Source organism: Planktothrix paucivesiculata PCC 9631 (assembly GCF_900009265.2).
Lineage (GTDB): Bacteria > Cyanobacteriota > Cyanobacteriia > Cyanobacteriales > Microcoleaceae > Planktothrix > Planktothrix paucivesiculata.
In genome coordinates this window covers 132,744-146,732 of record NZ_LR735029.1, presented here as the reverse complement: position 1 = coordinate 146,732, position 13,989 = coordinate 132,744, and the positions used below count along the sequence as shown (strand labels likewise).

Sequence of the window (13,989 nt, the reverse complement as noted above, 5' to 3'; positions counted from 1 at the left end):
GTGTGGGCGTGGGGTCGGGCGTTGGTGGTGGGGTGGGTTCGGGTGTTGGTGTTGGTGTGGGCGTTGGTGTGGGCGTTGGTTCGGGTGTTGGCGTTGGTGTGGGTTCGGGTGTTGTTGTGGGCGTTGGTGCTGGTGTGGGTTCGGGCGTTGGTGTGGGCGTTGGTTCGGGCGTTGGTGTGGGTTCGGGTGTTGGTGTAGGAGTTGGTGTGGGTTCGTCTTGATCGATAATTTCAACAATTGCTGTATTTTGGGTATTAATTAGGGTTCCAATACTTCCATTTACCAATGTTAATGTCAGAGTTTCATTATCTTCGGGTAAAATATCATCATTAATCGGAATTGTGACGGTTTTAAAGGTTTCTCCCGATGCAAAATTAACTAAAATTGAAGTATTATTAAAGTCTATCCCCGTATCAAAAACTGTCCCTCCGGTTGCTGTTCCATCGATTAATTGAATCTCTATACTAGAGGAACTTGCTATATTGCCTGTCCGATTAATTGTAATCGCATTTCCGACAAGACTACTATCTTCATTCAGTTGATAATTAGCTTGAGAAAAAGCAACAGTAGTTAAAGGAGTAACTTTTTCTCCTCCCGAAAATTCGGAAGTATTATTATTCGGGTCGGTTGCTGTTGCAGTAATAAATTGATTCTCTGTTAGATTTGATAAAAAAGTTTGCTCAAAACCAATATTTCCACTTCCATCAGTGGTTAAATTCGCAAATCCCAGCAATTGTTCACCTTCTCCAAAGGTTGTTGGATCTAAGGTATTATTAACAAAAAACTCAACACGAAATGGGGTATTGGGGGTGCTGTTTAAGGTTCCCAAAATTATTGTATTGGTTCCGTCGGAAGTCGCGGAAGTAATAACCGGAAAATTTTGCAGATTATTACTTCCGGTATCTGTATCTCCTGGATCATTTTCGGTTGTTCCTGGGTTATTAATTGCAGGTGAAGCTAAATCAATTCCTAACTCACCATTGGAGAAAATAGAATTCAATAAAATAGAATTACCTGCACTTCCATTTCCAACAAATACTCCATCCCCACCATTAAATGCAATCGTGTTTCCTTCTTCTATATTCGTTCCGCCAATACGAGTATTGATACCGCCCAAAGCAATATCTATTCCTCGATTTGTATTTCCTAAAGGACTCACCCCATCAATTTGAGTCCCAATAAAATTCCCAATAATTTGATAGTTGGGCGCGTCCAAAGAAATCCCATTCTCCCCATTTCCAGAAATCAAATTTCGTTCCGTTGGAGTTGTCCCGCCAATAATACTATTGGCTGGAAAAGCATCGGTATCAATTCCATTTCTGTTGTTAGGAATTGCCAGAGTACCATTAAAATTTGTACCGATAAAGTTGCCTAAAATTCGAGTTCCAGAGGAACCCAAACCGAGATCAATTCCATTGCCATTATTTCCAGAAATTATGTTGCCCGATCCGGCTACTGTTCCGCCTATAATGTTATTCGGTGCTGCTAATATACTGATCCCATCAGCAGTATTTCCTAGATTTATAGTCCCGTCAATATTGGTTCCAATATAGTTTCCTAAAACTTGGTTATTTGTGGCATTAAATTGAAGATTAACACCTGAACTATTATTACCTGAAATAATATTTCGTTCATTGAAATTCGTTCCGCCAATTTGATTATTTGTTGCAGATTGGGCAATAATAATTCCGGTTTCACCATTTCCTAAAGTTGCACCGCCATCAATATCCGTGCCAACCAGATTTCCGGTGACAATATTATTGTTAGCATTATTACCGCCAATTAAGATCCCATCACTAATATTTCCAGAAACCAAATTATCTTGAATTATATTATCAGAACTCTCAATTCTAATCCCTCCTAATCCTCCATTTCCTAAAGCAACTTTACCATTAATATCCGTTCCAATTAAATTTCCAATAATTTGATTTTCTGTCCCTTCTCGAATAAAAATACCACTGGAACGATTACCCGAAATTAAATTAGCTGTACCTGCCGAAGTCCCTCCAATAATGGTATTAGAAGCATTAGAAGCAATTAAAATTCCTTGAGAGATATTAGGAATAGCAATTGTTCCCGTAATATCTGTACCAATATAATTCCCTAAAATTTGATTTCCAATGGCATCAATTCCAGAAATATTAATCCCATCAAATCCATTCCCAGAGATAATATTCCGTTGATTATTTGTGGTTCCACCTATAATATTGTTAGGTGCATTTTGAATAATAATACCCCCATTGGAATTTCTTAAACTTGCTGTTCCTGTAATATCTGTACCGATTAAGTTCCCGATAATTTGATTATTAGTAGCCGTATTTCCTGAAATCTGAATCCCCGTTGCAGAAGTATTATCATTTCCTGAAATTAGATTATCTTGAATAATATTATTAGCAGAATCAAGAATAATGATTCCTGAACCGTTTCTCAGGGGATTAACTGTTCCGGTAATATCGGTTCCCAGATAGTTACTTACAATGCGATTTCCCTTACTATTATTAATTAATATTGCTGCATTACTAAATCCAGCCCGATTAATCACTAAACCTTGAATAGTGCTGTTTTCTCCCCCTGTAATTTCTATAATTCCGTTATCTAATCCGCCAACTTTTGTCCCATCAATTTCAAGAATAGGGGTTTCTATAAATCCGGGTTGACTTTTTCCATCAATCAAAATTGAATCGGTAATTACTGGAAGTTTTGATAACAGTTGAATGGTAAAGGAGTTGTTATCAGAATTAAAACCTAAATCCGTTGTGGGAATATTAAATTCAATTCGATCTGCTCCGGGGGTTAAATTAGCTATATTAATCGCTTCTCGCAGTGTTGTAACATCATTGGCTAAATTGCCATCATCAATGTCATTTGTGTTGTTAACAATGAATGTGGCTAAAACAGCAGGATAATTTTTAAGAGATTCTCCGTCAAAGGGTAAATTAACGCTAGGATTACCAATTGTAAATTCAAAATCCCAATTTCCCCCTAATATTTTATTCCCGGTTAAACTCGTGGAAGCCGCTATTTTCGCGCCCGTAATTTTATGTAATTTTTTAATAAAGTTATGACCTTTTTCCCCTTGAGCCAGATGACAACCATAGATAATCAGAGAATCAACGGCAGAAAAACTTTGTTTTAAGAGTTGGTTATATTTGTCTAAATTTTCTAAATCAAGTTGAGTGTTCCCCAACTTCAAACAACCGGAAGCACCATGGCTGATAATATGAACTTCCTGAATTTCTTGTCTTTGTTGTAGATAATCTGCAATTTGTTTAACACTATCTTGAGTGGGATTTAGGAGAACAACTTCTACGGATCTAATAACATTTTTAACTAAGTCTTGAAAAGAGTTAATTGTTGGATCAATAAAAGTGCAGATGTTCATGGATTGTTTTTCCTTAAACGACTTTTTTTAGTTTACTCCATATTTTTTGATATGGCTTTTCTGAAACCATTACCCCCCCATTTTTCTGGTGATTAACCTTTATCCGCCCGTCGCCAAAAGTTCACGGTTCAACTATTACGGGGGTTCCGATTTTTACCTTCTGAAATAGAGCCAAAACATCTTGATTAAACATCCGAATACAACCGTGCGACGCAGCTTGTCCAACGGTTTCAGTATTCGGGGTTCCATGGAAGCCAATATAGTTTTTTCCATCTGTCCAAAAGCCAATCCAACGCTCACCTAGGGGATTATCTGGCCCTGGAGGAATAATTTCTCCGGTAAACGGATGTTCCCAGGCGGGCTGGGAAATCATCTCAATTACTTGATATTCACCGACAGGAGTTTCCCAACCTTCTCGACCCACGGCGATGGGGTAACTGGTTTTTAGTTGTTGATTTTGATAGAGATAAACCCGACGTTGATTTAATTTAATTACCACCCTCAAATTAGCTTCAATAGGTTCACTTAATTGGTGGTTTGGCTGGGGAAATGGATTAGAATTTCCAAATTTGGGAGTATTAGGGGTTAATAATTTAATCGGGGATGGAGCCAGGGGAATAGGGTTTTGGGACTGAACAGATAGGGCTGGGGTCTGTTTTGTCACTCCCGCCACCAGTACAGTTGTTCCGAAAATAACTGTTGTCAAGTGTTTTAGAAAACTTTTTTCTCTAACCATGGCACTGTTTTTGTTTCTGTTGACGGATTGATTCACTATTATTGTTTCCCGTGCTCTTCTTAATCTTTCTGCCCAAAGTTTAATAATTATATAATTTTTGGGGATTTTGAAGATTTTGGTTTAAGATCACGGGAAGATCAGCTTGTTTGTCACATCATCTTACAACTATGTCTAAAAATCAAACCATTACCCCTCTCAACATAGTTGGCGTCATTAGTGCCGGGTTACGGATTTATCGAGATCATTTTAAAGATTATTTCACTATCGCTCTGCAAGCCTATTGTTGGTCAATTATTCCCATTTATGGCTGGGCTAAATGTTTAGCCCTTTCTGGATTAATTGGCCGTTTAGCCTATTATGAAACCTTAGAACGACCCGAAGCTATTTCAGAAGCTCGTCCCCGAGTCGAGCGAAGAATGTGGAGTTTTCTGGGACAAGGACTTCTGATTGCCTTAATTTTAATAGGTGGAATTTTAGGATTAATTTTAGTCTGGGTAATTTCCTTTGGTCTCGTGGCAGGTATTTTAGGAGAAGATAACGCGATTATATACTTAATAGGTTTTGCGTTTTTTATTGCTATTGTATTTGCTTATATTGGGCTGGTTTCTCGACTTTTTATTGTGGCTTTACCCTTAGCCGTTGAAGATTATATGACCGCAACAGCAGCAATTCGTCTCAGTTGGAAATTAACCAGAGGATCGGTATTGCGGATTCAAGCAGTTCTGTTTATAGGATTTTTGATTACTCTCCCTTGTTTGATTTTGGTTTTATCTATTATGATTTTTTTGCAACTGTATTTAGCATTTATAGTTACTCATGATTACTCCAATTATCATCTGATTGTGAATTTATTTTCCACAGCGATCAATATTATTATCGGGGCTTTATTTCTTCCATTTTGGCAATCAATTGCTGGAGTTATTTATTATGATCTTAATGTCAGACAGGAAGGAATCAGCTTGAAAACTGACCCGATGGATAGCATTGCCTATGAGTATGGGGATGACCTGTAGGGCTTGAAGTTGCGATGGCGTACCACCGCCTGTCGGCATCGCCAGTTTCCGCCTCCAGGAGTGTAGCCACATCACAGAAGTTCTATGGATGATTTCCGCAAAAACTGTTAAACTTAGCTGATATCGATAACTATTACTAATGCCCTTGTCTTGATTCCTCAACGGTTGTAGATATGGAATTGCCGTCGGGGTGCCTTTTTAACTTTTGCTAATTCATACTGACTTCGCTCTAAACCCAAGAATATTGCACTAAGACACTAAATTAAATTATAAAAAATGTTAGCTAAATCTGAAGCAACTGGGACAGTTCCGTTGGAAACGCAGCAAATTTTTGCATTAATTGACAGTATTTTACCGCTAGAAGTTTGCTTGCATTATCAAATTTTGCCTCTGTGTCTCAAAGAGAATCATTTATATTTGGGTGTTGTTGATTCCGAAGATCAATCCGCCTTAGAATATGTGCAGAAGATCGTATCTTATATGAATTGCTCCATCATCACTCAGGTGATTTCCTCGGAGGAGCAACGTTCTATCTTATCAGCCTATCTCTATCACACCCAACAGGCTAAAGCTAGTGAATCCTTGGACGTAGATCTTGAAAATACCCCGGAATTTTCTCAACTAAAACAGCCCTCAAAAGCTCATGTTTTGGACTCTGAAATCTATCCTCAGGTAGTAGATCAGAAGGTTAGAGGAGTAGAAACTAACCCTTCTTTAACGTCACTTTCCTCCACGATTCTGACTACAAGAATTGAAAACTTTTTACCTGAATCTGTAGAATCAACACCCCCAAGTTCTTTAAATCCCCTATCGGTTTTAGAGGTAAAAACGACTTATTTAGAAAGTCCGGTGGAAGTTCTGGCTATGTTGTCCCCCCATGAGTTATTACAAGAACTGTTAGGAAGGGTTTTAATGGGGGGGATTGGACGGCTTTATTTTGAACGTCAAGAGGCTAATTTAGGCCGGATTTTGTGGAGTAGGGACGGCGTTTTGCAATCCGTTGTCACCGGGTTAGATGATCAGCAATTTCAAGGAGTTATTAACGAATTGAAACTGTTAGTAGAACTACCGTTAGTGCCGGTAGATAAACCGCGACAGGTGGAAATGGAAAGGCTTTATCAGAATACCCACTTATTACTGCGTTTAAGAATTAATCCAGCACCCTTGGGAGAAGAAGCTAATTTACAGGTTTTACGGGGGGCTGCTTTAAAGTTTTATCAAAAACAACAGTTATCTAAGTTAAGTTTAGATGCCTTACGACTAACAGAGCAACTTCACAATAAACTCAGTGAACTGAATACTCGCCTGGCAATAACGCCCCTATCTTCTGAGAATTTGGTATTACTGAATCAACTCTTAAAAACCATGGTTCAAGAATCAGATGCTTTAATTCAAAAAAATCAGGAGAGGGAATAGGGAATTACAAATTACGAATTACGAATTACGAATTACGAATGGGAATATTGTGACCATTATTGCCACAATATTCCTTTTGGGTACAATTATTTAAAAATCAAACCCAGTAACCCTTTAGTGTAGATATAACTAAAACCAACTTGAATCCCAAAATCCGTTTCTTCTCGAATATATCCGACACTGGCACGCCCAGTAATTAAGAAACTATAGGAAATAGGAATATCAATGCCCACGGTCGCTGAAGGGCCAAAACTAAGATCACTATTAAATAAATCTTTGTAGATAATTCCGGCTCCGACAAAGGGAGAAAAACGCACCGCATTGGTTTCACTTCTAACGGGAAATTCTGCGGTCAAATGCGTTAGACTCGCACTATCACTTCCAATCAAAATTCCACTGGAATGTAAGGAAAAATTTTCTGAAAATCCGGTTTTTGAGAGAGTCATTACACCTCCTCCCCCTAAACCCGATCCATCTCCGGCAATCCCAATATTACCCCCAATTCCAACATAATTAAAGTTATTACTTAAACGACGGCCATTGGCATCGGCAGCTTTACGCGGATCTTCGGGTTCTTCTTCTTCATTTTGTTGTTGGACAACGGGTAAGGATTGTTCTGAATTTTGAGCAACACTCCACTCCACTCGATCCATCCAACGATTACTTAAATCGGCTGCTTCGGTTGAAGGAAAAGTATTTTTAGCCTCCGATAAAGTTTGGGGTTGCTGTTGAATAATTTCGGCTAATGGCTCTATTTCTGGAGGTTGAACAGATAACTGCTCTGGGTTGAAATCCGATGTTTCTAAGGTGGTTTGAGAAGCTATTTCTAGGGAGGAATTAAGCTCTGAAGTTTGAGCAAAAATCTGCTCTGGGTTAAAATCCGGTGTTTCTGAGAAGGTTTGAGAGGCAATTCCTACTGAAGATGCCACAATATTTTCTAAGGAGGATTCCGAGGAAAGTTCCTGAGCGAGAAGTTCACCCCCATTCAGGGTTAAGGCGATCGCAGTCCCTAAAAAAACAGTTTTGTACAGATTAGACATTTGCAAGTTCACTCCTCAAATTTTCGTCGAGACTTCACCCAAGTCATTATATATCGTTTACTCAGGTAATTAGGATATCAACAACACCATCAAAATAGATATCAAAAAAAGGCGTTTACCACAAACGCCTTGATCAAGTTTCCAATTTTTGAGACTAATTTAACCGACGACGGCCAGTTCTTTCGGCCAACGACCCACAGCTTTACCGATCACAGAGAGTTCTTGCATTAAGCGGTCAAACCGTTCTGGAGTCAGGGATTGGGGGCCATCGGATAGGGCTTTAGCCGGGTTGGGATGGACTTCAATCATCAGGGAATCTGTCCCGGCGGCAATCGCAGCCATCGCCATTGAGGGAACATATTCCGCCACACCGACGCCATGACTGGGATCGATCATAATCGGCAGGTGGGTGAGCGATCGCAATACAGGTAAGACGGATAAATCCAAGGTATTACGGGCATACTGACGATCAAAGGTGCGAATTCCCCGTTCACACAAAATCACGTTAGGGTTACCACCCGCTAGGATATATTCCGCCGCCATTAACCATTCTTCGATGGTGGCAGCCATTCCCCGTTTGAGTAATACGGGTTTATTTTGCGCTCCCACTTTTTTCAATAGGGAAAAGTTCTGCATATTGCGAGCGCCAATTTGAATAATATCGGCAACTTCCCCTAATTTTTCCAGGTCTTCGGCATCCATTAACTCGGTAATAATGCCCAGTCCCGTTGCATCCCGAGCCGCAGCCAATAGCCCCAAGGCACTTTCCCCATGTCCTTGGAACGCATAGGGAGACGTCCGAGGTTTGAAGGCTCCCCCCCGCAGGAATTGAGCCCCGGCGGCTTTAACTCGTTTTGCCGTTTCCACAATCATCTCCTCGTTTTCCACCGAGCAAGGCCCAGCCACAACGACTAGGGGATGATGTTCACTAAAGGTGACATTTCCGGCGGGAGTGGACACAGTGACTTCACTGGCTTCCCCCTGACGATAGGCGCGACTCACCCGTTTATAGGGTTTTTCCACCCGTAATACGTCCTCAATAAAAGGACTGATTTCCCGCAGTTGCAAGGGGTCAATTTCAGCCGTTTCACCGACTAACCCAATCACAACTTTGTGTTTACCGACAATTTTCTCCGGTGATAAACCCCAACTGGTTTTGAGATCTTCACTTAAACGTTCAATTTCGGCTTCCGGTGTGCCGACTTTCATTACTATAATCATTTATCCTTTTTTGATCGATCGATCAAATTTAAAAAGCTGAAATTGTCTAAGAAAATACAGCCCGATTTAAAGCTAATTTAACGTATAACAATTCAGTTTTGGACACCAACTTTTGAATTCTTAATTTTTCTGCTTTTTTTGCTTTGCAGCTTTCCATCCGTCCTGCATTCGCCCTAAATTCAGTTTGAATTCCTGCCAACCCAAAATACTACCCGGCGCTTCCTCATCCCAGGATGCGGATAGCACCCCATAGCTTAACCCCAGGACACTTAACCCAAAACATCCCATACTCAAAATTACAATAGCCGTATTGGGAAGCACAAGTAAATCTTGAGTAATGATGAAGTAACTGCCGATGAAGCTTCCCAAACCCAGGAGCAAAGGAATTCCAGCTAAAACCACCATCCGAGAGAGCATCCGTTGACTAACTTTCTCTGGAATTGCTGTTTCTTCCCGGGTGTAGGTGCGTTTAGTCTCCTTCTGAGTTTTGGGTTCAGGCTTAGGAGACTTAGGAGTTGCCTTAACTTTCTGAGTGGGTTTTTTGGGTTTAGGGTCTGAAATCGCCTTTTCTGGGGGATTAGAAGTCGCTTTATCGGTTTTTTTGCGATTTTTCTTGGGTTCAAAGGCGGGCCGTGCGGTCGGACGTTCAGAGGACATAGGTTCAGAGAATGGGTCTGGAAATGCAGGAGGAAAGCTTGACGTCGGAAATCAAGATAGAGGGATTCAGAACATTTCTGAAAAACCTTAGCCCCGAATTCCTAAACGAGCGATTAACGCTTGGTAACGGGCTTTATCTTGCCGTTGCAAAAAGCTTAATAGGCGTTTGCGACGACTAATAATTTGTAAAAGTCCACGGCGAGAAGCGTGATCTTTTTTATTGATTTTTAAGTGTTCGCTGAGTTTGCTAATCCGTTCCGTCAGCATAGCCACTTGCACCTCGCAGGAACCGGTGTCGGTTTCATGGGTTTGGTGCTCGGACATGATTTCTTGTTTACGCTGCTGTGTGAGAGCCATAGTTGTTGAATCTCAAGATGATCCGTAAATTTCCACAATCACTTAGGATACCACACTTTTGTTTTGATTGTTGATTGTTGGCTGTTCCCTTATAATTAAATCAATCTAGCTCAGGGGTGAGAACGTGGGAATTCTCGATTTAGTTAGTCAACGGAATCTACGTCTGTTAACCACCTTTGGGGCGATTCTGGTTGGGGGTGTTGCTTGTCCCCTGATTCCCGCTTTACAAGGAATTGGCCTGCTGCAATGCGTTAGTGCCATTGGTACAGGACTTGCTGGGAACATATTTGCAGGTGATCTTGGGGCCATTGCTGAAAGTTTGGGACAAGAGGATATTCTTTCTAACAACGACCTCGCCAAAGCCGTCGGATTAGCGGTTGGGTTATTATTAGAATCCATCGCTACCTCAGAACAATATCGCAGTTTCCAGAAACCTTTAAAAAAATTGGCGAAAGCCACGCCGAAAAAGTGGCTGGAATTGGCAGAAGCCAACCGCAACGGCGAAATTAATATTATTGATCCGATTCAAGAGGAAGAATTAGTTAACCTTTTTTCTCAAACCCATACTGACTTTTTTAACCAACAACCCTTAACTCCCGCAGCCTGGGAAAGTCTATTAAAAGATTGGTTATGTCCTGAAGTCGGGATCACCTTATCACCGGATGTCATCACCGGAGTTGCCCAAATCTTAGCCGAGAAATTCCCCAAAGCCTTACGCGAAGTTTTAAAACGGGATGCTGAACAGGGGGGGAAAGCCTTTGGGGGGTTAATGTTATCCCTATTGGGGGAAATTTTAGCCACTTTGCGAGATCAGCCCCAACAGACGGCTAATTTTGAACCGATTCAAGCGGGTTTAGCAGAGATTGAAAAGTTACAGAACGATCATACAGAACAGTTTAAACAGTTGGGAACTGAGATGGAATCGGGGTTTGATGCCGTCTTACAACAGTTGGGAATAACTCAGGCACAAATTCAAGAATTGCGGGGTTGGTTATCAGAGGAATTACAAACTTTACAAGAAACGATGACCGCCGGATTCGCGCAAGTTGGTCAACAGAATCAACAGTTAAAACAAACCGTAGAACAGGGATTTGAGAGGGTTATCGGCTTCTTTGAGCGAGACCAATCGAAAATTCAAGCGATTTCCTTTAGTCTAAATACCACACCCCCGGCGGTGAACTATTGGCAAGGGCGAGAAGCGGATTTAGCGATTGTTAACGGTTGGTTAGACGACGAAAATAATAAATTGGGTGTAATTGTGGCGATCGCAGGGATGGGAAAATCAACCCTGGCGGCCAAAGTCTTTAACGACAGAACCGATTTTGTTGATAAATTGTGGCTAGATTTAGGGCAACGTCCCCTTTTCTCCCTTGTCGCCCAGGGGATTTTAACTCAGTTGGGAAAACTGTCTCCAGACCAGTTAAAAGAAATTGAAGAAACTCGTTTAACCGAGGTTTTAATCCACTGTCTGCAACAGCAACGGTTTTTAGTGGTATTAGATAATCTGGAATCCGTGCTCCAGGATGAAGGTTATCAGAATTTCTTGCAACACTGGCTAGGGAAATGTCATCAGACAGAAATTCTGGTCACGACCCAAGTTGTGCCGAATTTAGTCCAGGATAAACCCACAGAATTAGCCCTAGAGGGACTTTCAGCAACGGAAGGAAGACAATTACTTCAAAATTTAGATATTGGAGGGACAGATGCGGAATTGGAGGCTTTTGTGGCCGAGGTGAATGGCCATCCTCTGACCTTGCGACTGGTGGCGGGGTTACTGAATGGGGAAATCGGCCCAGGGGCGACTATTGGGGATTTAGCTACGTTAGGAATAGCCGATATTGGGGAGTTGATGGGGCGGTTACAGGGATTTCACCGTCAGGAGGCGGTGCAGTTGGTGGCGGTGTTGGATGCCAGTTTTAACCGTTTGTCGGAGAAGTTACAAAAGGTGTTGTTGTCCTTGGTGGTGTTGCGTTGGGGGTTTGATGCGGTGACGGCGACGGCTATTTCTGGGGAAACGGTGACGGAGAAGGAATTGCGAGAGTTAGGGAAACGGGGATTTTTGGCGTCGAAAACCAGGGGAGTTTATACGTTTTTGCCCTTGATTTTGGAGTATCTCAAGTATCGGGTGGGGGATTTAAGGGGAGCGCATCAGAAGGCAATTCAATTCTATCTGAGTCGGTTTAAATCCCGTGACCAGTGGCGGACGGTGGAGGATGTGCGGGAATATTTAGAGGTGTTTTATCATTGCTGCGAGTTGGGAGAATATGAAACGGCATTTGATGTGATTCGGGATGGGGATGATGTTGATAACTTCCTTGACTTATGGGGTAATAACCAACTCCTTGCCGAACTCTATCAGGAATTGATCGAACATCTTATCGATAAGCAAGACCGGCGATATACGGCTTCTTTAACTTCGTTAGGCATTGCTTACAATTCCCTAGGACGCTACGAAGAAGCGATATCCTATCACCAGCAATCTCTGGAAATCAAACAAGAGATTGGGGATAGAGGGGGAGAAGCTGTTTCTTTATACAATTTAGGCAATACTTGCTATTCCCTAGGACGCGGCGAAGAAGCGATATCCTATAACCAGCAATCTCTGGAAATTGACCGAGAGATGGGGAATAGAGGAGGGGTAGCTTATTCTTTATACGGTTTAGGCAATGCTTACAATTCCCTAGGACACTACGAAGAAGCGATATCCTATTACCAGCAATCTCTGGATATTCGACGAGAGATTGGGAATAGAGGGGGGGAAGCTGATTCTTTAAACAATTTAGGCAATGCTTACAATTCCCTAGGACGCTACGAAGAAGCGATATCCTATTACCAGCAATCTCTGGATATTCGACGAGAGATTGGGAATAGAGGGGGGGAAGCTAATTCTTTAAACAATTTAGGCAATGCCTACAAAAACCTAGGACGCTACGAAGAAGCGATATCCTATTACCAGCAATCTCTGGATATTCGACGAGAGATTGGGAATAGAGGGGGGGAAGCTAATTCTTTACTCAATTTAGGCAATGCTTACAATTCCCTAGGACGCTACGAAGAAGCGATATCCTATTACCAGCAATCTCTGGATATTCGACGAGAGATGGGGAATAGACGGGGGGTAGCTTATTCTTTATACGGTTTAGGCTCTGCTTACAATTCCCTAGGACGCTACGAAGAAGCCATATCCTATTACCAACAATCTCTGGAAATTCAACGAGAGATTGGGAATAGAGGGGGGGAAGCTGATTCTTTAAACAATTTAGGCAATACTTACGATTCCCTAGGACGCTACGAAGAAGCGATATCCTATCACCAGCAATCTCTGGATATTCAACGAGAGATTGGGGATAGATTGAGGGTAGCTATTTCTTTAAACAATTTAGGCACTGCTTACAATTCCCTAGGACGCTACGAAGAAGCGATATCCTATTACCAGCAATCTCTGGATATTCGACGAGAGATTGGGAATAGAGGGGGGGAAGCTAATTCTTTACTCAATTTAGGCAATGCTTACAATTCCCTAGGACACTACGAAGAAGCGATATCCTATTACCAGCAATCTCTGGATATTCGACGAGAGATTGGGAATAGAGGGGGGGAAGCTGATTCTTTAAACAATTTAGGCAATGCTTACAATTCCCTAGGACGCTACGAAGAAGCCATATCCTATCACCAGCAATCTCTGGAAATTTACCGAGAGATTGAGAATAGACTGTGGGTAGCTAATTTTTTATACGGTTTAGGCATTGCTTACAATTCCCTAGGACGCTACGAAGAAGCCATATCCTATTACCAACAATCTCTGGAAATTCAACGAGAGATTGGGAATAGAGGGGGGGAAGCTGATTCTTTAAACAATTTAGGCAATACTTACGATTCCCTAGGACGCTACGAAGAAGCGATATCCTATCACCAGCAATCTCTGGATATTCAACGAGAGATTGGGGATAGATTGAGGGTAGCTATTTCTTTAAACAATTTAGGCACTGCTTACAATTCCCTAGGACGCTACGAAGAAGCGATATCCTATTACCAGCAATCTCTGGATATTCGACGAGAGATTGGGAATAGAGGGGGGGAAGCTAATTCTTTACTCAATTTAGGCAATGCTTACAATTCCCTAGGACACTACGAAGAAGCGATATCCTATTACCAGCAATCTCTGGA

Annotated in this window: 9 protein-coding genes; 3 read left to right on the top strand and 6 right to left on the bottom strand. The window is 41.6% G+C overall.

Going from position 1 to position 13,989, the window contains the following annotated elements:
• Both PL9631_RS25255 and PL9631_RS25250 read right to left on the bottom strand, forming a co-directional pair.
• The coding region (locus PL9631_RS25255) for a DUF4347 domain-containing protein (RefSeq protein ID WP_156090703.1) at nt 1–3,382 on the bottom strand (3,382 nt) is incomplete at its 3' end.
• 121 nt (nt 3,383–3,503) lie between these two features.
• Nucleotides 3,504–4,118, bottom strand: coding sequence for a L,D-transpeptidase (locus PL9631_RS25250; protein ID WP_083624722.1), 615 nt, complete (start codon nt 4,116–4,118; stop codon nt 3,504–3,506).
• A 167-nt stretch (nt 4,119–4,285) separates the two neighbouring features.
• On the opposite strand from PL9631_RS25250, the gene PL9631_RS25245 reads away from it, so the two are divergent.
• On the top strand, nt 4,286–5,131 hold the full coding sequence (locus PL9631_RS25245) for a glycerophosphoryl diester phosphodiesterase membrane domain-containing protein (RefSeq protein WP_083624720.1): 846 nt from the start codon (nt 4,286–4,288) through the stop codon (nt 5,129–5,131).
• Between the two features lie 276 nt (nt 5,132–5,407).
• Complete coding sequence (locus PL9631_RS25240; protein WP_083624718.1) at nt 5,408–6,547, top strand: GspE/PulE/PilB domain-containing protein; 1,140 nt, start codon at nt 5,408–5,410, stop codon at nt 6,545–6,547.
• An 86-nt stretch (nt 6,548–6,633) separates the two neighbouring features.
• Here PL9631_RS25240 and PL9631_RS25235 read toward each other — a convergent pair whose 3' ends face one another.
• The 4 genes from PL9631_RS25235 to rpsO all read right to left on the bottom strand — a co-directional run bounded on the left by PL9631_RS25235 (nt 6,634) and on the right by rpsO (nt 9,822).
• Nucleotides 6,634–7,587, bottom strand: coding sequence for a hypothetical protein (locus PL9631_RS25235; RefSeq protein WP_083624716.1), 954 nt, complete (start codon nt 7,585–7,587; stop codon nt 6,634–6,636).
• 159 nt (nt 7,588–7,746) lie between these two features.
• Nucleotides 7,747–8,808, bottom strand: coding sequence for a 3-deoxy-7-phosphoheptulonate synthase (gene aroF / locus PL9631_RS25230; protein WP_083624714.1), 1,062 nt, complete (start codon nt 8,806–8,808; stop codon nt 7,747–7,749).
• A 120-nt stretch (nt 8,809–8,928) separates the two neighbouring features.
• A complete protein-coding gene (locus PL9631_RS25225; RefSeq protein WP_083624712.1) occupies nt 8,929–9,465 on the bottom strand; it encodes a PAM68 family protein in 537 nt (178 codons plus the stop codon).
• Nucleotides 9,466–9,552: 87 nt separating this feature from the next.
• Nucleotides 9,553–9,822, bottom strand: a complete 270-nt coding sequence (gene rpsO / locus PL9631_RS25220) for a 30S ribosomal protein S15 (RefSeq protein ID WP_079680533.1) — start codon at nt 9,820–9,822, stop codon at nt 9,553–9,555.
• Between the two features lie 124 nt (nt 9,823–9,946).
• Between rpsO and PL9631_RS25215 the strand changes: the two genes are divergently transcribed.
• A partial coding sequence (locus PL9631_RS25215; protein ID WP_231516857.1) for a tetratricopeptide repeat protein occupies nt 9,947–13,989 on the top strand: 4,043 nt, incomplete at its 3' end.